This window comes from Candidatus Micrarchaeota archaeon (assembly GCA_028866575.1).
In the GTDB taxonomy this organism is placed as follows: Archaea; Micrarchaeota; Micrarchaeia; order Micrarchaeales; family Micrarchaeaceae; genus UBA12276.
Genome location: JAGWHU010000007.1, coordinates 33,502 through 52,589, shown reverse-complemented (window position 1 = coordinate 52,589; position 19,088 = coordinate 33,502). Strand labels below are relative to the sequence as shown.

Annotated in this window: 19 protein-coding genes and 1 tRNA gene; 12 read left to right on the top strand and 8 right to left on the bottom strand. The window is 48.8% G+C overall.

Annotated features, from left to right (window positions below):
- The first annotated feature begins 52 nt into the window (after positions 1-52).
- On the top strand, positions 53-838 hold the full coding sequence (locus tag KGI06_04785; protein MDE1871523.1) for an Ig-like domain-containing protein: 786 nt from the start codon (positions 53-55) through the stop codon (positions 836-838).
- A gap of 7 nt (positions 839-845) precedes the next feature.
- Here the strand turns inward: KGI06_04785 and KGI06_04780 are convergent, their stop codons facing one another.
- From KGI06_04780 to KGI06_04770, 3 genes are all read right to left on the bottom strand, one after another.
- Positions 846-2,405 (bottom strand): AAA family ATPase, encoded by a 1,560-nt coding sequence (locus KGI06_04780; GenBank protein MDE1871522.1) that lies wholly within the window; start codon positions 2,403-2,405, stop codon positions 846-848.
- An 89-nt stretch (positions 2,406-2,494) separates the two neighbouring features.
- Positions 2,495-2,902, bottom strand: coding sequence for a hypothetical protein (locus KGI06_04775; GenBank protein ID MDE1871521.1), 408 nt, complete (start codon positions 2,900-2,902; stop codon positions 2,495-2,497).
- Positions 2,903-2,941: 39 nt separating this feature from the next.
- Complete coding sequence (locus KGI06_04770) at positions 2,942-3,364, bottom strand: ribonuclease HI family protein (protein MDE1871520.1); 423 nt, start codon at positions 3,362-3,364, stop codon at positions 2,942-2,944.
- Between the two features lie 68 nt (positions 3,365-3,432).
- On the opposite strand from KGI06_04770, the gene KGI06_04765 reads away from it, so the two are divergent.
- From KGI06_04765 to KGI06_04740, 6 genes are all read left to right on the top strand, one after another.
- Complete coding sequence (locus tag KGI06_04765) at positions 3,433-4,050, top strand: TIGR00296 family protein (protein ID MDE1871519.1); 618 nt, start codon at positions 3,433-3,435, stop codon at positions 4,048-4,050.
- 16 nt (positions 4,051-4,066) lie between these two features.
- A tRNA-Ile gene (locus KGI06_04760) sits at positions 4,067-4,142 on the top strand.
- Positions 4,143-4,257: 115 nt separating this feature from the next.
- The gene (locus tag KGI06_04755; protein MDE1871518.1) at positions 4,258-5,145 is read left to right on the top strand and encodes a hypothetical protein; all 888 of its coding nucleotides are present in this window, start codon (positions 4,258-4,260) and stop codon (positions 5,143-5,145) included.
- Positions 5,146-5,722: 577 nt separating this feature from the next.
- The gene (locus KGI06_04750) at positions 5,723-7,054 is read left to right on the top strand and encodes a hypothetical protein (protein MDE1871517.1); all 1,332 of its coding nucleotides are present in this window, start codon (positions 5,723-5,725) and stop codon (positions 7,052-7,054) included.
- Between the two features lie 66 nt (positions 7,055-7,120).
- On the top strand, positions 7,121-7,861 hold the full coding sequence (locus KGI06_04745) for an SDR family NAD(P)-dependent oxidoreductase (GenBank protein MDE1871516.1): 741 nt from the start codon (positions 7,121-7,123) through the stop codon (positions 7,859-7,861).
- Between the two features lie 12 nt (positions 7,862-7,873).
- The gene (locus KGI06_04740; protein ID MDE1871515.1) at positions 7,874-8,149 is read left to right on the top strand and encodes a peptidylprolyl isomerase; all 276 of its coding nucleotides are present in this window, start codon (positions 7,874-7,876) and stop codon (positions 8,147-8,149) included.
- A 5-nt stretch (positions 8,150-8,154) separates the two neighbouring features.
- Here KGI06_04740 and KGI06_04735 read toward each other — a convergent pair whose 3' ends face one another.
- On the bottom strand, positions 8,155-8,799 hold the full coding sequence (locus KGI06_04735; GenBank protein ID MDE1871514.1) for a hypothetical protein: 645 nt from the start codon (positions 8,797-8,799) through the stop codon (positions 8,155-8,157).
- Between KGI06_04735 and KGI06_04730 the strand changes: the two genes are divergently transcribed.
- A complete protein-coding gene (locus KGI06_04730) occupies positions 8,762-8,980 on the top strand; it encodes a peptidylprolyl isomerase (GenBank protein ID MDE1871513.1) in 219 nt (72 codons plus the stop codon). The two genes, KGI06_04735 and KGI06_04730, sit on opposite strands and share 38 nt — an antisense overlap.
- An 18-nt stretch (positions 8,981-8,998) precedes the next feature.
- Here the strand turns inward: KGI06_04730 and KGI06_04725 are convergent, their stop codons facing one another.
- A complete protein-coding gene (locus KGI06_04725) occupies positions 8,999-9,382 on the bottom strand; it encodes a VOC family protein (GenBank protein MDE1871512.1) in 384 nt (127 codons plus the stop codon).
- Between the two features lie 73 nt (positions 9,383-9,455).
- The gene (locus KGI06_04720) at positions 9,456-10,595 is read right to left on the bottom strand and encodes a glycosyltransferase (protein MDE1871511.1); all 1,140 of its coding nucleotides are present in this window, start codon (positions 10,593-10,595) and stop codon (positions 9,456-9,458) included.
- Positions 10,596-10,698: 103 nt separating this feature from the next.
- On the opposite strand from KGI06_04720, the gene KGI06_04715 reads away from it, so the two are divergent.
- The 4 genes from KGI06_04715 to KGI06_04700 all read left to right on the top strand — a co-directional run bounded on the left by KGI06_04715 (position 10,699) and on the right by KGI06_04700 (position 17,716).
- Complete coding sequence (locus KGI06_04715; GenBank protein ID MDE1871510.1) at positions 10,699-12,090, top strand: TldD/PmbA family protein; 1,392 nt, start codon at positions 10,699-10,701, stop codon at positions 12,088-12,090.
- A gap of 5 nt (positions 12,091-12,095) precedes the next feature.
- The gene (locus tag KGI06_04710; protein ID MDE1871509.1) at positions 12,096-13,454 is read left to right on the top strand and encodes a TldD/PmbA family protein; all 1,359 of its coding nucleotides are present in this window, start codon (positions 12,096-12,098) and stop codon (positions 13,452-13,454) included.
- A gap of 10 nt (positions 13,455-13,464) precedes the next feature.
- Positions 13,465-16,005 carry a M1 family metallopeptidase gene (locus KGI06_04705; protein ID MDE1871508.1) on the top strand — a complete coding sequence of 847 codons (2,541 nt, stop codon included), beginning with the start codon at positions 13,465-13,467 and terminating at the stop codon, positions 16,003-16,005.
- A gap of 250 nt (positions 16,006-16,255) precedes the next feature.
- Positions 16,256-17,716 (top strand): DNA primase, encoded by a 1,461-nt coding sequence (locus tag KGI06_04700; protein MDE1871507.1) that lies wholly within the window; start codon positions 16,256-16,258, stop codon positions 17,714-17,716.
- A 159-nt stretch (positions 17,717-17,875) separates the two neighbouring features.
- Here KGI06_04700 and KGI06_04695 read toward each other — a convergent pair whose 3' ends face one another.
- A complete protein-coding gene (locus KGI06_04695; protein MDE1871506.1) occupies positions 17,876-18,160 on the bottom strand; it encodes a TRAM domain-containing protein in 285 nt (94 codons plus the stop codon).
- Positions 18,161-18,352: 192 nt separating this feature from the next.
- On the bottom strand, positions 18,353-19,075 hold the full coding sequence (locus KGI06_04690; GenBank protein MDE1871505.1) for a hypothetical protein: 723 nt from the start codon (positions 19,073-19,075) through the stop codon (positions 18,353-18,355).
- Positions 19,076-19,088 lie beyond the last annotated feature (13 nt).

Below are 19,088 nucleotides of genomic sequence, written 5' to 3'. Positions count from 1 at the left end.
TCTAAAATATTTTACTATAGTCATAAAAAAAATATAATCAAAAGTAAGTTATATGCGTAATGAAAATAATGCACAAGCAGCCATGGAATACATGGTCACTTTCGGGTGGGCGATACTTATACTTGGGATAGTGATGGGGGTGCTTTACCTGTACCTTTATGCCCCGCAGAAGATCGTGGGCGACACGTGCAACTTTCTAAGCAGCATATACTGCAACGAGGTTATCGTTGGTACAAATACCATATCCCACAATACGGTAATAGCTCTGTTCCTCACGAATTCACAGCAGTATCCCATAACGAATCCGGAGATTTACGCACGGGTGAATAGCGCCAACACGACTGCAGTGCCATGCTCTCCAAGCTTCGTCCTCCAGGGCGGGTCAATGATATGCACGCTAAGCCTGAATTCGTACGTAAGCATAGGGGAACTTTCATCCGGGGACCTTTACCTCAACGCCACATACTGCGGCCTTTCCACTTCGCCCAAGAGTTGCTCCAACGGCGAGAAGCAAACCTATTCCGGGAGCTTTGCTGCTCACGCGCAGCCGATAGTAACCACAAGGTATTCGATCAAGCTGACGGCACTAAATTACACCCAAAAGGCAAGCGGCCAGGGAGACCAGCTCACGGCTTACGTCACGCTCCTTGGCTATCCACTGAAGGGCGCCACCGTGAACTTCACGGAAAGCAATGGCAACTACGTGCTTTCGCGCAACACGACCACGAACTCAAACGGCATAGCGATAGGCAGCATATACGGCACAGCCGCAGGCAACGTTATAGTTACGGCGCATTACGCCGGGCTTAGCAACAGCATAGCGATAAGCTTTGTTTGACCTGGAATCAGAATGCGTTGACTGCAAACCATCTCACGAACTTCCTTATGAATATGACCATGCTGCTGGTGTTCCTCTTTATGTCGCTCACCATCGTCTTGTATAATATCTTCTCCTGGGGGTCCAGCTTGCCCTCCTTCACTATCTCCTGCTTCTTGCCGTCTATTATCTGGACCTCGGTTTTGGTTATGACGTCCTTCTTAACCATCGCGTACCATTCGTCAAGGGAGCTCCCGCTGTAGTCCTTGTCGCGCAGTATGGAAAGTACGTCCTTCATGCTGTATTCCCTGCTCATGTTCAGGGTGTACTCGTGGAGCAGCGGCAGCATCGCGGCCTTGTCAGCCACTCTCTCTATGTCCGCAGGGGAGTATCCCATTGTTGCCCTAGCCAGCCTCCCGTAATTCAGGTTGCCAATCGGCTTGTTCCTGGTATAGTACTTGAACAGGTTCCTCCTGTCCTTATAGCTCGGGGGCTTTATGTAGACGCTGTCCCCGAACCTCCCGCTCCTCTTGAGCGCCGGGTCTATGTCCCACGGGTTGTTGGTTGCTCCTATTACGTATATGCCCTCCGGATTGCTCTCTACGCCGCTCATTTCCACGAGGAACTGGTTGACCGCGAGCCTCAGTGCCGAGCTGTTGCCCCCTCCGGGCTCGTCGCCGCCCCTCTTCACCCCGAGTGCGTCAAGCTCGTCGAAGAATATTATGCACGGGGTGTTCTTCCTTGCCTGCTCAAATATTGCATGTAGGTTCTTCTCTGTATTTCCTGTGTACATGTCGACTATCTGGTTCACCCTTGCGATTATCACGTTGGCCCCAGCCTCGCCGGCTATCGCCCTGACTATGTATGTCTTTCCGGTGCCCGGAGGGCCGTATAGCAAAAGGCCCAGTCCCAGCTTCTTCCCGTACTTCTTGAACAGCTCCGGCTTCTTTATCGCAAGGACGACGTTTTCCTGCAGGTAGCGCTTCACCTTCTCAAGCCCTATCACGTCATCGAACCTTACGTCAGACTTGAGGAATGCCACCTTCTTTATCTGCCCTTCCTCTATCACGTCCTTCTGCTCCTCCTTCTTCACCTGCACCTGCTGCGTGCCCTGCTTGCCCGCTATGTCAGTATCCATGTGCATCAGGGAATCTATGTGCTCGAGCCTGTTCTTCGCCTCCGTATAATCCGGGTTGTTTGCAAGCGACTTCTCGTACCAGTACTTGGCGCTGAGCAGGTCGTTGGCGTTCTCGGCTATGTCCCCTATGAGCAAAGGCGCGTCCGCGCTCTTCGGCTGCAGGCTCAGGACCATTTCCAGGTCGTTCTTCGCTCCGTCGAAGTCGTTTGTCACCCTTTTCGTAAGCGCCCTGTTGAAATACGCATCGGCATACTTGGCGTCTATGCGTATCGCCTCGTTGTACTCCCCTATCGCCTCCTCGAACTTGCTTTCCTCAAACAGGGAGTTGCCCTTCTTCCAGTGCTCCTTTGCCGCGATGTCCACTGTGTGCACTTCCTCCGCCTTCTGCGTCTCCTCGGACTTCTGCTTGCCCTCGTGATCTCCCTTTGGGTTCTTGCTCGCTGCCGGCATGTCTACACTCTATATCATAATAATTGCGTCCTATGTCTTATTTATAGTTACTGTTGCGGCAATATGCCGCAAATACAACCAAGCATGCATCAGGCCTTGTTCCGCAGCAGCACCCTCTTCAGGAAGGTGTTGTTGTACATCCTGTTTACCTCATCCTCAAAGGCCTCGGAGATGCTCTTGTCCTTGGGCACGTCGATGAATACCTTTTTTTCGCTGCCATTCCTCCTTATCAGGTTCAGGAAATTGCTGTCGGTGCCGTAATACTCGTTAATTGTTACAAAATGCAGGTCCTGCGGCTTTCTTCCCATCGCAGCGACATAGTCTTCCATCTCCCAGTCGTATGCCTTTCTCCCGTGCATATACAGGGATTTTGTGCCAAGGTCTATTCTGATGCCGAAGGAGCCGTTGCCCATGCTGATGCTCCTGTCAATCCTCGCGGACCAGTTGGGGCCTGAGCCATTGGAACTTTCGTTCACGATTTTTATCCTCTTTTCCATTTTATCACAGACATCATCAAGACGGACAGCGCCACAAGCTCAGTCCTCCATCCTGTCAAGCAGCTCGTTCAAGGACCTGTCTACCGCTGCTATGTAGATGTTCTCCCTCCTCACGTTCCTGAATTCGATTTTCCCGAATTTCCTTGATGTTTCCCTTATTTCCTCGTTGAGCGGCCGTAGCGACTCGGATTTCATCTTGTACCTTCCATTGAGCTGCCTTACGACGAGCTCGTTGTCCGAATACAGCGAAACGTGGAGCTCTTCAGCATCGAGGTTGGCAACGCACCACTTCAGCGCAAGAGCGACAGCCCTGTACTCCGAGTGGTTGTTGGTCGATTTGCCGTTGTATTCCGAATGCCTGTGAAGCAGCTTCCCCCCTTCATATACCATGAATCCGGATGCGCTTGGCCCGGGATTGCCGCGCGCGGCGCCATCAGTGTATACGGTTAGCCTCCTTTCCATGTAACCCGTGCCTAATTCGTATGTCAAATATTTATACTTGTATTGTAAATCTAATCCTAGTGTATATCATGCATGTGCTTGCAGCGAAGGAGGGCGAGAGGCTCGTCAAGGCCGCGAGATATGCGATAGAGCTGTTCATAATAAATCCCAATTTCGAGAAGGAAGTTGTTTCAAGCACACTTGAGGAGTTCGGCAGGCCTTACGGGGTGTTCGTGACGCTGGAGCACTACCCCACGAGGTCGTTGCGCGGCTGCATAGGTTTCCCGAGGGCGATAGCCCCGTTGGGCGAGTCGCTTGTAGATGCTGCGATAGCGGCAGCGTTCGAGGATCCTAGGTTCGTGTCCGTATCAAAAAAGGAGCTTGACGACCTCCTTGTGGAAGTTAGCGTGCTCTCAAGCCCAGTCCTGATAACTGGTGGCGAGAGGAAGAGGCTGGACAGCGTAAAAGTCGGCAGGGACGGCCTGATGGTGGAATACGGCATGCAGAGCGGCCTGTTGTTGCCCATAGTAGCAGTTGAGCAGGGATGGGACAGGAAGAGATTCCTGGAAGAGACGTGCGTGAAGGCAGGCATGCACAGGAATTACTGGTCGCAGCCAAAACTGAAGCTCTACAAGTTCGAGACGCAATTATTCAGGGAGGAAAAGCCCGGGGGCAAGGTATTAGAGGTTAAGTATGATAAAGATTAAGCATTAAACCCAACATGGGCTCGTAGCTTAGCCTGGTTAGTAGCACCCGACTGATAATCGGGAGGTCAGGAGTTCAAATCTCCTCGGGCCCATTTCTTATTACTCATAATAATACCTGGCTTAGTATTTGCAGGAAATTTTAGTATAAAGTTATTGGCACTTTTAGAGATGGTTCTAATTTTTATACTTATTTTACTAAATTGAAATATGACTTTAAAGGATGAAATTAAAGTATACTATACTAAAAATAGACCTTACCTATTTTTTGAACTTATAATTGTAATTATTGGTAGTTTATTCGGTGCTTATTTTGGTGGTGCCTTTAATCATACATATACAACAACTACAACTACTTCTATATCTATAATTACAACCACAATAACATCAAAGCCATTTGTCTCTATATTGGCATATAACGAAACTACAGCACCTAATCATTACTACATAGCCATACAAAATCAGGGTAATTTACCCTCTCAAGGTTTGGCGTTCTATATAAATCCAACCAATAATCTGGTAAAAATAAATGCCATAAAACCATTCATAGGTTATCCAAATATTAACTCGACCATTTTGGATAATTCAACTACTGGTTATGTCAGATTAGATAATATACCAATAGGAGATTGGGGAGTAATAAGTTTAATTTTAGATGGAAATTCAAAGATTAAAATAAACCCAAACTCTGATGCACAACTTTGTAGTTCGATATTGTACAATATAAATGGAACAACTTCCTCATATCAAGACGAGATGAAAAATATAATTTATACAGGAAATTGTACCCCTGATGTGTTGGGAAAACCGATGATAATAAATGTACCTATTGGACCAACCAAAAACCCAACAGATTGTGCAAATCTTCAATTTTATAATATATTTTTAAATGGTAGCCCATATGTTAATCTTAGCCAAAAGAACTTACAAGGGTTAAATTACTATATATATCGAAATTGGCATTTAATAAGTGAAACCAATGCTAATATAATAAACATAAGTTCTGTTGGAGCCAATTCAATTACATTTTATACGACTGGGAATAGTATTATAAACTGCTCTGGCACTCAATTTACTTTTAATTATACAAAAAAATAATCTACTTGCTTGATTTTATCAAGTGAAACCACTTATTCCTTTCATTTTCTATACTGATACCAGCTACATCTGGTGGTATACGATCATTTAGAGCCCTTGCATGATATATTACTTTGTCGTTTTCTTCCTTGTTAATATACCTATGTCCATCACAAACTTACGCTTTACTACCTTTGTGTTGGAATGCCCTTTATAAATAGCTATTATCTCTGACTTTTGCGAGATTGCCTCTTTTGCTTTTGTTGGAATAGGGGTATATATATTGTTGGTCTGTTAATTAATTTATTGACTAAAAAGGAATAGTGAAGAAATTGGGATTAACAAGTAGTTTTATTTTGGGTGTAATATTAGCATTTGTTGTAATAATCATTTTTTACTTACTGAAAAATAGGAAAGCAATAACGAAATTTAGTGGAGGATTTTTAAAAACTGATTAGTATAGCGAAAATAACCAACCGAATTGAGGTCCGAAGTTCGATTCTCCGCGGGCCCACTTGGATTTGCCTGCCTGTTTTATGGAATTTCGCATCCGAAGAAGCATATTTATATCACGCCAATGTCATATAAATTGATAAAATTGGTTACGGTCTCAAAGGAAAATAATAGCGACAACGCCAACCCTCTGTCCAAGAAGTTCTCGAGCGAGATGGAAGGCAATTTCAGCGCTTATTCGGATCTGTATGCCGACTACGATGCTTCGATGAAATCAGTATCAAGAGGGCTTTATCAGCCGGATACGGCATCAAAGCTGTCGGACAGCATTGAAAGGCTTTCCCTGTCTGTCCATGAAGCTAAAACCAGCGACAGGCTTGACGAAATACTGAAACTAGAGCTTTCTGCACGCCTGGAAATGATGGGCGCTAGGGTTCAAGCAGTCGCAAGCAATGAATTGGATTACAAGACTGTGCTCAGGTCATACGGAATTGAAAAAGAGGACATGAAGGAAATCGAGGGGCACTTCAAGAGGAAGGATTTCGGCAAGGCTGCTGAAAAATGGATGATAATAAACGGAAACAGCTATGAGGACAAGGCAAAAGACAGGGAGGAGCTGGGCATCATAGAGAACATGTACAGGGGCATAGTCATGAGCTCGTTTGAAATGGCCCCAAATAGCATAAAGTCCATATTCAGGGATTCCGAGGACTATATGAAAACAGTGAGGTTTACGGAAAAGAGCGATGAAGAATCCTACCAGAATCTGAATACGGTGTATTTGAACCTCTACGGCCCGAAGTTCGTAAAGATAAAGGACGGCCTCAAATACATAGCTGTCCCGGACATGTTCAGCGCCGCAAGTGCAGTGGGCAGCGAGGGCCTGCTGGGGCACCAGGGACAGTTCTTCATCACAGAGATAAAAAAGGCCCAGATTCCAGGGTTTTTGGCATATCCTCAAAGCCAGCTTTCTGCATCAAGCACCGCGGCACTGGGGAGGATGGGCTCGTCAAGGATGGTGAGGGAACTAAGCAACGGAATAGGCACCCTCGGCGACGAAGACAAAAAGGCCTACTCCAAGATCCAGGAAAGGTTCCTTGCAGCTTATGAAATGAAATCCTTGAAGAATTTCGTCAATGCATACGAGATGTACGCATACTCTGACAATAACATGGATCCGAACGCAGCGGCAAAGGCCGTATATTCCATAACAAGAAGCCCGGAGATGCTGTCCGAAACGCGCATAAAGGGCATCGGGTCCCAATCCGGTTCTCTGGTGTCGTTGGAGAATTGCGAGCAGTCTGCTAGCATAATCGCAGATCTACATGCCGGCATAATCGCAGACCGCATGGACAAAAAGCTTGAGAGCATGAACGAGGAGTCAAGCGACAGGGTTAGGGGCAGCATAATTACGGGTTATTGGACCAAAAGGGGATTTGAGCAGTACTTTGACTATCTGGTGGAGAAATTCGGCTAAAACCGCAAGCTTCAGGTACAATTATTATTGAAGCCCTTGCATATAATAATGTCAAATGGTGGTTTGGTGAAGACAAGAGGCAACGTCGTATTGATCACTGGCGGCAGCTCTGGCATCGGTCTCTCTCTCGCGGAATCTTTCGTCAAATCCGGGAACGAGGTCATAATATGCGGGAGAAGCACTGAAAGGCTGGAGGGAGCAAGGGCAAAGCTCCCATCGATACACACAAGAAAGTGCGATGTGTCAAAGGAGGACGAATGCAGGGCCCTCTACGACTGGGCTAGCTCGAACTTCAAGGTTAACGTGCTTGTAAACAATGCGGGAATACAGCGCAGGATAGACCTGAAGAAGGGGCTTGAGGACCTGGAAAACAGCGAAGACGAAATAACAATAAACCTGAAATCCCAGATATACATGTCCGCCCTTTTCATACCATTGCTCTCAAAAAGGGAGGAATCAGCGATAATCAACATATCATCCGGGCTGGGGTTCGTGCCGCTTGCGATATTCCCGGTTTATTCTGCGACGAAAGCGGCAATACACTCGTTCAGCATGTCCCTGAGGCACCAGCTAAGGGACACAACCATAAAGGTATTCGAGGTCATTCCACCCACTACCGATACTAACCTGAAAGGCGCAAGGAAAAACGACTACCCCGACAAGGGCATACCTCCTTCGGAAGTGGCCGAAGCGGCAATGAAAGGCATCGAAAGCGACCAGTACGAGATAGCAGTTGGGAGGGCGCAGGGCCTGAGCCAGGGGTCAAGGGAAGAAAAGGACCAGATGTTCAAGAACATGAATCATTGAAATGGTGTAAACATGGCAAACAAGATAAGGTGCGCGCACATATTGGTGGAAAAGGAATCCACCGCAAAGGAGATACTGGAAAAGCTCTCAAAGGGCGAAAGCTTCGCAAAGCTGGCCGGCGAGTATTCACTTGACGGGACAAGGAAGACGGGTGGAGACCTTGGATTCTTCGGCCGCGGCATGATGGTGAAAGAGTTTGAGAATGCAGCATTTTCATTGGAAAAGGGTCAAGTATCAGGAATAGTCAGGACGCAGTTCGGCTACCACATAATAAAGCGCCTTGAATGATGCAATTAGGTTCTGACTTTGGACCTTTCCGCCTTTCGGAGTATTTGACCTGCTTTATCGAGTATCTGATCGGCGCCATGCCCTGTCCTCAGCCTTTCGGTCATCGCGTGCCTCACTTCCTCCAGGTTTGTACCGTCATATTTGATTACCTGCCTGTGCGAATAGTCCTCATTTGATTTATTGACTGGCATTATGACTAGGCCGTTTTTCCTCCATGTGAGCCAGCGTTCCGCGTATTCCGGGAAATCATCCACTAGTATCTTGCCGTAAACTAGCCCCTTGTCCCTTGTTATTGTTATATCGACGTCCTGTCCCAGTTTTTCGTCTATCCATAGCTTCTTGCCAGTCCATGCTGAGGGGTTCTTCCGAGGGCCCTGCGTCAATATCATTATCCTATAATCAAGTTCCTGCGCAATCTCGAGCACGTCCCAGCCGAGCTGCAGCTTAGGGAGGTTCTTCCACCAGTCTTGTGAGGATCTTAATATGTCGGCCCTCCTTTTTACGTAATCCGGCGCTTTGTCTATCCTGCCACTAAATTCTGACTCTCCCGGAGACATCAACCCTTTCAAATCTTTAGAAAGCTGGCCGTCATAATCGCACAGCGTTCCATCCATGTCGAAAAGGGCAACATTTTCATTTTGCTTAATCATTTTACCACAGATAAGCTCTGTCCTAAACAATATAAAAATATATCTTTCAGGGTTTGGAGCATGTGGCCGCGGCATGATTATAAAAGAGTTTGAGAATTCAGCATTCGCACTGGGAAAAGGCCAAGTATCAGGAATAGTCAGGACGCAGTTCGGCTACCACACAATCAAGCGCCTTGAATGATTGGTTTGCCGAATATGCCTACTTCTTCATGTATTGCCAAAGCGCTAGGACGTTTCCCTCAGTATCCTGGAACCAGGCAACGAATCCCATGTCCATGACGCTGTCCTTCCCCTTCACTATCTTTCCGCCTCCCTTCTCGACGTTTTCCAGGGCCTTGTCGATGTCGTCAACTGTTATCGTTATGGTCGGGTTCTTAAACGTTCCTTCCCTCTTCATCATCCCGCCGTTGATTGCCCCGGGGCGCTTCGGCCTGTTGGAGTTCTCGTCGGTCTCGGCTGTTATGAGCCCTGTGTAGTCCACTCCTGGCACGTCATTGGTCTTCCACCCGAAAACCGAGCTGTAGAACTTTTTCGCGCGCTCCTTGTCATCCGCAGGTATCTGAAAATCGGTTACGCTGTACATATTCCCACATTCTTATTATTTTGTACTGGTATTAAAATGCATCGTTATGCTTTGGTTCGGATGAACCTGTAATTCATCTGGCCTTTCCCTTGAGCCTGCCGAACAGCGCAGCGTAGAATTCGTTGGTGTGCGACGCGAGGAAGCTGTTCAGGCCGCTGGCGTTGGTTATGAATTGGCCCTTGTCCTTGCTCTCCAGCATCTTGCCAAGCTCTTTTGGTATTTCTTCCTCGTCCCTTACCACGCACATCTCCTTTACTTCCTTCGGTATTGGCGAGTATTCGGGAAGCAGGACAGGCGTTCCAAGCGCAAGGCTCTCCAGCACTATTATGCTGAGTCCCTCCCTCTCCGACATGTGCAGCAATACCTTCGAGCCCTTTATTGTCCTGTACAGCTCGTTCTTGTCCTCCGTATGGTAGAAATCCCTGAGCTCTACGATGCGGTCCAGATTAAGCCTCTCTATTTCGCCCTTTATGCTGCTCTTCTCCGGCCCTTCCCCTATGAGCACAGCTTTCATGCCCTTTACGCCCCTGCTCGCCTCCTTTACGACCTTCAGCCATTTGTCCACTCTTTTCTCCTTTATGAGCCTGCCTGAGAAAACAACCTGCTTCCTGCTGTCCTTTGCCCTTATCTTCCGCAGCTCGTTGTCGTTTATCACCGGGGAAAACGTGTGTATCCTTGACCTGTCAATCCCGAGGCCCTCCAGCCTCTCCGCTGTCACGCTCGAGTTGGCTATGTATGCATCGGCCATCTTAAGTACAGTAGATGCGAACCAGTTTGCAAGATGGCCTCGTATGCCCCCGCCAAGGTAGCTAGTCCAGTATTCCTTGTCCCAGACCTCGTGCATGTCCAGTATGAGCTTGCATCCGTTGAGCATGCAGTAGAGCTTGAGCACGGGTATCTGCAGTATCGGGAACTCGTTGGACTGTATGTAGTCGAACTTGTAGAAGAATATGCGCGCAAGCCCTATCGTGTATATGATTGCCTGCCTTATGGACCTCCTGCCGTGGCTGTAGAACTTCTCAGTGGTTATGTCGTGCAGCGTGTGGTACATTATGTTGTTGTGCCTGAAGTCCTTCTCCATGCCCGGCCATCTGAGCGAGAAGAAATGCACATCGTTTGCCTTCGCCAATTCCTGCGCCTCGGTGCTCTCCAGCGTCTCGAGCCCCCCAACGTTCCACGGGTATACTGCATCGGAAACAAACGCTATTTTCATTCGCACACTACTGCATATTGCAACTATATAAAGTTTTTAACACAAGGTTTAAATTAACAGCTTAAATATAGGTATGTACTACAAACGCGCGCTACTTGATGACATGGAAATCGATTACGGCATAGCAGACTATGCCATGTCCGTTGCAGGGAAGGCTGGGTTGGATTACGCCGAGGCCTACCTGAGATACGACGTGGACAATTCCTATGCGATAGAGCAGGGCATCTTCAACGGCGGCCAGTATGCGGAAAGCGCGGGCCTGCGCATACGACTCATAAAGGGGAAGAAGCTTTACACATTCTCCACTAACATGCTGGAAAAGAAGGTGCTCGACAGGGCCATCAGGGGCTTCAGGGGCTTCAAGGGCATCGACACCGAGCTTTCCAGCGAGCCTGATCTGCATTCAAGCTACGGCGTAAAGGAAAATGCGAGGACAAAGCCCGAGGATTTCCTTGACGATTTGTCTGAAATAGACAGGGCGATGGGAAGTCTCAGGTACGTCAAATACAGGGGAGTGTACGGTGGATTCGGCTCCGGAAAGGAATACATAGTGAATACCGAAGGCAATACCGTGAGGAGCAGCATACCCGTGTTCTCTGCCGTAGTGAGCATGAGCCTTGCAGAAGGCAGCGACAAGAGGGACAGGATACTGCAATACGGCATAAAGGGCAGCTACCGGAATTTCAAGGCGCTAGGGATAATGGGGGACGTGCTTGACAACGCCAAGGAGATGCACAGCGTTATGAGGAATGGCGTAAACATGAGCGAGGACCAGATAAAAAAGGTAAGGAACGTGGTCATAGCCCCGGAAATAACAGGGATAGCTGTCCACGAGAGCGTCGGCCATCCGAACGAGGCGGACAGGATATACGGAAGGGAGGCGGCTCAGGCAGGGACGAGCTATCTCACAAAGGACAACCTCGGCATGAGCATAGGCAGCGGGATTGTCTCGATATACGACGATCCAACCATAAAAAACACCTACGGGTTCTATATGTTCGACGAGGAGGGCGTAAGGGCCGGCAAGCGGTGCATAGTCAAAAACGGAAGGCAGAACGAGCTGCTGACGAACCGCGAATATGCGCATATCCTTGGGAAACACAGCAACGGCTCATCGAGGAGCGACTCGTATTCGAACGAGCCCATGGTGCGCATGGGGAACACATACCTCGGGAATGGCACGTCAAGCCTTGACGAGCTGGTCGAGGAGGCAAGGGACGGCGTATACATAAAGAACTTCACGGAATGGAACATCGACGACACAAGGAGCTTCTCCAGGTACCAGGGGAACGTTGCGTACATGATAAAAAACGGAAGGCTGGGAAAACCGATAAAGAACTACAGGCTCGAGAAGGGCACGCTTGACTTCTGGCACGCTGTAAAGATGCTGGGAAACGACATCAAGCTTTACGTAGGCACATGCGGGAAGGGCGAGCCCATGCAGGGCGTACCTGTTACCATGGGCGGCCCGTCCGTGCTGCTTTCGTTCAAGTGACTTACATGGGAGAGACCACCGATGGGATAGTGAGGATCGCGAAGGGCATGGGTTTTGACGACGTTGCCGTGGACATAGGGACCGGGCGCAACCTGTACCTCAAGATAACAAATTCCGAGATCGATTCTGTTGTCGAAAAGCTGAACATATCCTGCAACATATTCCTGACGAAAGACAAGAGGATACTGCTGCTTTCAGACATCTCCGATACCAGCAGGCAGGGGATAAGGAGGATCATAGGCAGCGCATCTAAGGCCCTTGCAAGCGTCAAGCCGAAGGAGGACTATTTCGGGCTCGCATCGCCGCGAGGCGGCAGGCCAAAATACGTTTATCCGTACGACAGGAGCATAGAGGACTGCGGCAGCGCGGAAATGGCAGACAAGGCGATAGCTGCTGTAAACAGCGCATTGGACAACGGCGCGACTTCAGTTGCCGGAATGGTAGTGGTAGGATCAGGATCAGATACCGTAAGCACCAGCAACGGGTTCAACGGCACCGACAGGGGCACCTTCGCCAGGATGTCCCTGAGGGTGTTCCGCGGCAAGCTCTCCTACCAGAACGTTTTCGCCTCCAGGATGCTCAAGGACGTCAAATTCGACAGGGAGCCCAAGGAAATGGCAGAAATACTGGGTAGCACGAAGAAAATTGGCAAGATAAAGGACGGGAAATACGACATAGTGTACATGCAGTCTCCAGGCGGCTCCCTGCTTACGAATGCAGCTTCAGCTGCATGCATGGGCAACGCCGAAACCGGTAGCTGCTTCACCGGCAAGCTGGGCAAGGTGGTCGCAGGCAAGGATATCATGCTTTACGATGACGGAAGGATAAGGGAGGGCATACAGTCATCGGCCTACGATTTAGAGGGCACTCCATCCCAGAGAACAAAGGTGGTGGAAAGCGGGATACTCAGGACGTACCTGCACAACCATTCAACGGCAGAGAAGTACAACACCAAGAGCACCGGGAATGCGGGGCTCGTGAGGCCCAGCACCAGGACGCTGGTGATGGAGCACAGGAAAACCGTCAAGGACGTGGACAAGCTGATATCCAGCGTGGACAGGGGCATACTCGTAACGAACACGTGGTATACGAGGTTCAGCAGCTACATCAAGGGCGACTTCTCCACAATGCCCAGGGATCTAACGCTGTACATAGAGAAAGGGGAGCCGGCATTCGCGATAAAGCAGAAGGACATAGGACCGATAGTCGGCATAAGGATAAGCGACAACCTCATAAGAATGCTCAAGAACACCGTGCTCGCCGCAAGGAATGCCAGGCAGTGCACCTCGTGGGACGTCGACATGGACTATTATTTTGTCCCGAGCTTCACTGTAAAGGACGTTACTGTTACTACGGTGCAGTAGCTGTGATATTATGGCCGGAAAAAGGCAAACGCTCGGGAATAACGCAATACCATCCAATTACGTGCTGGTATTCCGACCCGACATGAGAAAATCAACGTATACGTGCAAGGAAAGGATATCTGTTAGCGTAAAGAAAAGCACCAGGAGGATAGCGCTGAACGCCATAGACATAAAAATAGTAAAGGCCACCGTATCGAAGGGCAGGTTCGTGCAGGAAGCAAAGGCGGTAATTGACAGGGCGCAGGAGCGCTGCGTCCTGGAATTCGAAACTCCTGTATCCGGAAGCTGCGAGCTTAAAATAGATTTCGAGGGCCTGAACAAAGACACCCTGAGCGGCTTCTACAGGAGCAGGTACAGGATAGGCAGCAAGGAGCACTACTGGCTTACCACGCAGTTCGAGGCTGCGGACGCACGCAGGGCGTTCCCGTGCTTCGACGAGCCGGAGTTCAAGGCAACTTTCGACGTTTCATTCATCATAGACAAGGATTTATCCGCACTATCCAACATGCCCGAAAAGGGCACCAAGCCAATGGGCCGCAAAAAGCTGGTCGCATTCCACAGGACGCCAAGGATGTCAACGTACCTGCTTTACCTTGGCATAGGGGAGTTTGAAAAGCTGGAAGGGTCTTACGGAAAGATAAAGCTTAGCGTAGTTACAACGCCGGGCAAGATAGGCATGGCAAAAACTGCCCTCGAATACGGGAAGAAATTCATGAGGCACTACGAGGAATATTTCGGGATAAAATACCCTCTGCCGAAGATGGACTTCATTGCGGTTCCTGATTTCGCGATAGGCGGGATGGAAAACTGGGGCGCCATAACATACGCGGAGAACGGGCTGCTTGCCGAAAAGGGCATGTCGGTTATGCAGGAGCAGAGGGTCGCGGAGCTGGTTTCCCACGAGCTCGCGCACCAGTGGTTCGGCGACCTTGTGACGATGAAATGGTGGAGCGACATATGGCTCAACGAGAGCTTTGCCACGTTCATGTCCTTCAAGGCAATGCACAAGGTGTTCCCGAAATGGCAGATGGACGTGCAATACGTTCTCGGAAGGACCGGGGGCGCATTGGGGGCGGACCAGCTGCGCTCCACGCAGCCTATAGGCATAGACGTGAAGAGCCCCGCGGATCTCGGCGATGCCTTCGACCCTAACATAACGTACAGCAAGGGCGGGGCCATACTCGCGATGCTCGAGGATTACGTTGGCGAGGATACGTTCAGGAAGGGTCTGCACGCATACCTGGAGAAATATGCGTATTCAAACGCAACAAGAGCAGACCTCTGGGCTGAAATAAGCCGCGCGGCAAGGCCCAACAGGTCCAACATAGGCAACATAGCAAGCAATTGGATAAAACTGCCCGGATATCCCATAGTTGAGGTCAAATACAACGGCAGCACGCTGTCTCTCGGGCAGCGCCGCTTCTTCCTCCTGGACAGGAAAGACGCATCTATATGGCCAATACCAATACACTACCTGAAAAAGGAAAGGGGCGAAAGGGCGCAGGAGGGCTCCATGCTGCTAAGCGGGAAAAGCGCATCACTCAAGGAGAAAGGGCTTGAATACATAAAGCTGAATTACGCTCAAAAGGGGTTCTACAGGTCAAAATACCCCAAGAGCATGCTTGGCGAGCTCGGCAGGCTTATAGAATCCGGAAAGATAAGCGCCCTTGACGGCTATGGGATAGAGAACGATCTGTACAGCGCGGCGAGATCGTGCAGCATAAAGGTATCAGAGTACCTGGATTTCATCGAGAGGCATTGCATGGATTGCGAGTTTCCTATGGACATTAGCGTTTCAGGGCATCTTACCGCCCTTACCCTACTATTGGCCAATGAGAAAAAGGTCGCGGAGCGGCCAAGGCGTCTCAGCATGGCATACCACAGGAAACTGCTCAGGAAACTGGGCTGGAAAAGAAGAAAGAATGACAGGAATTCCACAGTGCTTCTTAGGGTATATACGCTCAGGGCGCTTGGATTCATGAACGACAAGGAGGTAATATCAAGATCCAGGAAGCTTTTCTCCGACTACCTGGGCAAGGGCAGTGAGATAGACACCGACATACGCTCCACAGTGTACAGCCTTAACGCATGGGTGGGCGACCAGTCGACTTTCAGGAAATTTGTCGGATTGTACGAGAAAGAGGCTGTCCCGGAGGAAAAGATGAGGTTCCTGCTCGCCCTCGGCAGCTTCAACGACCCGAAGTGCATGGGAATGGCCCTAGAGTACACGCTGTCAAAGAACGTAAGGATGCAGCACGTCAACAGGATACCAGCATCAATCGCATCCCACGAGCAGGGCAAGGAAGCGGTATGGAAATGGACAAGATCCAACTGGAAGAGGCTGATGTCTATGTACGACAGGGGGGTCAGGGGGCTTACCGACTTCATAGACATACTTTCTGTCATGGATGACAGGAAGACAAGAAAAGAAATAGATGCGTTCTTCAGGGTAAAGTCCAACTACAGGGCAGATCTTGCAAGGAGCATATCAAAGTCATTGGAGTACATTGACATAAACATAAGGTTCAGGGAGCACAACAGGAGGGGATAGCTGCGGTATCTTCCATGCCAATGGAATATACAGAAGGCTTATAAGCATATTCTTGCCTAACTATAAGTAGTTAAGAATAGTCATATTTCATGAGGGGTTTGAGTATTTGAATTTCATAAGTCGTATGGATTGGGATCCTGGAAAAGTCGACCTGATACCCAGCTTCGGCTTTAGGCAATTACGTAGGCATAGAAGTTAACGTAACCTCCTTCTGATGTGGCTATTCTGACGCAAAACAATAGGTGTTTGAATGGCAAAAACTTACATTGACATTGTAAAGTACATGGTAGAGGCAAGATTCGAGATATCCGGATTGGCTGAGAAGCCGGACATAATAGGCGCCGTTTTCGGGCAGACTGAAGGGCTTCTCGGAGGCGGCCTGGATCTCAGGGAGCTCCAGAAGAACGGCAAGATAGGAAGGATAGAGATAGAGGCTTCCTCGCAGGGGAACAAGACGTACGGCAAGCTCTTCCTACCGTCATCGCTAGGAAGGGTCGAGACCTGCATACTCGGCGCAACCATAGAATCGGTTGACAGGGTGGGGCCCTTCGAAACGGTATTCAAGGTAAACAAGATAGAGGACACCAGGAACGAGAAGCGCAGGAAGATAGTAGCAAGGGCAAAGGACCTACTGAAGACGCTCATAACTACCGAGATGCCGGACAGCAAGGAGATAAGCGAGCTTGTGGAAACCGACGTGAAATCAAGCGTGGTAACCACGTTCGGACAGGACAACCTGCCTGCCGGGCCTGACGTAGAGGAGGAGAACGAGGTGATACTGGTAGAGGGCCGGGCCGATGTGATAAACCTGCTCAAGAACGACATAACCAACTGCATAGCGGTGGGCGGCGCCACCGGGAAGATACCCCAGACGATAATAGACCTCACGAAGTCGAAGGAGGCCACGCTCTTCCTTGACGGGGACAGGGGCGGCGACATGATACTGAGGGGCTTGCTGAACGTCTGCGACATAGACTACGTGGTAAGGGCTCCGGACGGCAAGGAAGTGGAGGAGCTCACCAGGAAGGACATCATAAAGGCGCTAAGGGCAAAGGTCCCTATAGACCAGGTCATACCAAGGCTCAACGGCGGCAGCCACAGGGGCCACTACCAGGAGCAGAGGAGGGACAGGTTCCAACAGCAGCACCAGCAGAGGGAAATGAGGGTGGAGCAGCAGGTGCAGCAGCAGTCAAGGCACGAGGTCAGGCTGGGAGGAGCCCCGAGGCAGCAGGAAAGGGACAGGAGCATACTGAGCCCGTCGGAGATATCCAGGAAGATGCTGAGCAAGGAGGATGCGAAGGCGGCAGTGGAGCCGATAAACGTAGACCCGGAGCTTGGCATAAAGGACATAAACCACGAGGACCCCAGCGGGATGGATGCGATAAAGTCGATAGACGACCGCGCCGCAGCTGAGCCGGAGCAGAGGTATATGGACTCGCTCACCGAATTGCACAACACGCTCAGGGGCAGGCTATACGACAAAAACAGCAACGTAATATCCGAGGTGCCCATAAGGGAGCTCATACAGACGGTCCAGGACACCGACGGGATAAGCGCAATAGTCTTTGACGGCATCATAACCCAGAGGCTGATAGAGCTTGCCAACAAGCGAAGGGTTAAGTCGATATACGGCATAAGGGCAGGCCAGGTATCCAGGATGTTCGAGGGCATGCTGCTATACACAAAGGAGCAGGGCAAGCTTGCCAACTGATTGAGCAGGGTGCCGGCCGCTTGCCGGCACTTTCCATTTCCGATTTCAGGTAAAAACCAGTCTTGCACTGCGGATTTTCCGCAATGCGCCTATTTCCGGGTAGCGCTCCCGCTGACTCACGGGAAAAATAAGAAAAAAATAAAAATAGAAGCTAAGGATTTAGCTGATTACTTCCCCTATTGCAAACCTTTCCTTGACCTCAGTTATCCTTGCCTTTACAGTCTCTCCTTCCTTTGCGCCCTTTATGAAGATTACGAAGCCGTCCTTCTTGGCTATTCCATCGCCCTTGGATGCAACAGCCTCGATCTTGACTTCTATCTCGTCGCCGGTATTTACCGGCTTCGGCTCAGAAGAGCCCGAAAATGAGCTTCTCCTTCCTTCCCTGCGCCCTCCGTATCCTCCTCCATAGGAGCTATTCCTTCCTGATCCTTCATCTTGGTACATTACATACACTTATTTTTTTTGTTTTTACGTAGAATTAGAACATTCATGTCTTCCTTCTCCGTAATATAAATTACAACATTCATATATATAAACCCTCTTTTAATTGGGCACGGGCCTGGGTGCAAAGCTCCTGTGCCAGGGTTTGCACGAAAACTAAGGTTTTTGGCTAACTTTTCGTGCATAATCTTTAGTTTAAGTGCAAGATGCTAAAGGTACTTGTTTCCAGGTTGTATTGGTACTTGTATTCCAACCATTAAAACCATTTGGATAGTTTACATTTATACTATTTGCTTTAACTTGCAAAAACGCTACATTATTACCAACAAGATATCTTGTTGGTGTTACGTTTACATATGAACAGGTTATCACATAACAATTATTAAAATCTGTACCAAATGTACCACCATTTGTTTTTATTTTTAATGAATATTGCAAACGAGACCAATTCCCTATTGATGGAAATACGCTTCCTTGAATTCTAAATGTAAATGGAGTTCCAGGAATTATTTGAATGGTTGTTTCATTTGGATAAGTTTGCCTTTCATAATCTTTTACAGTATCATTTTGGCTAAGACTTAAATATGAAAATCCTGTATAATTATAAGAGATAGTTGCGTTACCTGGTGATTTTCCTATATTAACTATAGTGTAGCTCTGATTATAACCACCAATATGATACCATATATATTTGCAAAATCCAGTATACGGTACTATATTAGCCTCACTAAGCAATTGTGTAATATGCCCTTGCTGTTGTGTAATATGTATTTGAGCTAAGGAAATATAAACACCCAAACCAGTCAAAGTTGAACCTAAAATTATACCTATTAATGTTAATGTAATCATTATTTTATTAGCGAAGGTCATGTTATTCCATTTTTCACACAAATGTTTAAATTTATTTTTCTTAGCCAAAAAGACCATCTTT

Bases quoted from the DNA above. Each gene is read 5' to 3' on its own strand.
- KGI06_04785 (MDE1871523.1), top strand. From the start codon at position 53: ATGCGTAATGAAAATAATGCACAAGCAGCCATGGAATACATGGTCACT.
- KGI06_04780 (MDE1871522.1), bottom strand. From the start codon at position 2,405: ATGCCGGCAGCGAGCAAGAACCCAAAGGGAGATCACGAGGGCAAGCAG.
- KGI06_04775 (MDE1871521.1), bottom strand. From the start codon at position 2,902: ATGGAAAAGAGGATAAAAATCGTGAACGAAAGTTCCAATGGCTCAGGC.
- KGI06_04770 (MDE1871520.1), bottom strand. From the start codon at position 3,364: ATGGAAAGGAGGCTAACCGTATACACTGATGGCGCCGCGCGCGGCAAT.
- KGI06_04765 (MDE1871519.1), top strand. From the start codon at position 3,433: ATGCATGTGCTTGCAGCGAAGGAGGGCGAGAGGCTCGTCAAGGCCGCG.
- KGI06_04755 (MDE1871518.1), top strand. From the start codon at position 4,258: ATGACTTTAAAGGATGAAATTAAAGTATACTATACTAAAAATAGACCT.
- KGI06_04740 (MDE1871515.1), top strand. From the start codon at position 7,874: ATGGCAAACAAGATAAGGTGCGCGCACATATTGGTGGAAAAGGAATCC.
- KGI06_04730 (MDE1871513.1), top strand. From the start codon at position 8,762: ATGTCGAAAAGGGCAACATTTTCATTTTGCTTAATCATTTTACCACAG.
- KGI06_04735 (MDE1871514.1), bottom strand. From the start codon at position 8,799: ATGATTAAGCAAAATGAAAATGTTGCCCTTTTCGACATGGATGGAACG.
- KGI06_04725 (MDE1871512.1), bottom strand. From the start codon at position 9,382: ATGTACAGCGTAACCGATTTTCAGATACCTGCGGATGACAAGGAGCGC.
- KGI06_04720 (MDE1871511.1), bottom strand. From the start codon at position 10,595: ATGAAAATAGCGTTTGTTTCCGATGCAGTATACCCGTGGAACGTTGGG.
- KGI06_04715 (MDE1871510.1), top strand. From the start codon at position 10,699: ATGGAAATCGATTACGGCATAGCAGACTATGCCATGTCCGTTGCAGGG.
- KGI06_04710 (MDE1871509.1), top strand. From the start codon at position 12,096: ATGGGAGAGACCACCGATGGGATAGTGAGGATCGCGAAGGGCATGGGT.
- KGI06_04705 (MDE1871508.1), top strand. From the start codon at position 13,465: ATGGCCGGAAAAAGGCAAACGCTCGGGAATAACGCAATACCATCCAAT.
- KGI06_04700 (MDE1871507.1), top strand. From the start codon at position 16,256: ATGGCAAAAACTTACATTGACATTGTAAAGTACATGGTAGAGGCAAGA.
- KGI06_04695 (MDE1871506.1), bottom strand. From the start codon at position 18,160: ATGTACCAAGATGAAGGATCAGGAAGGAATAGCTCCTATGGAGGAGGA.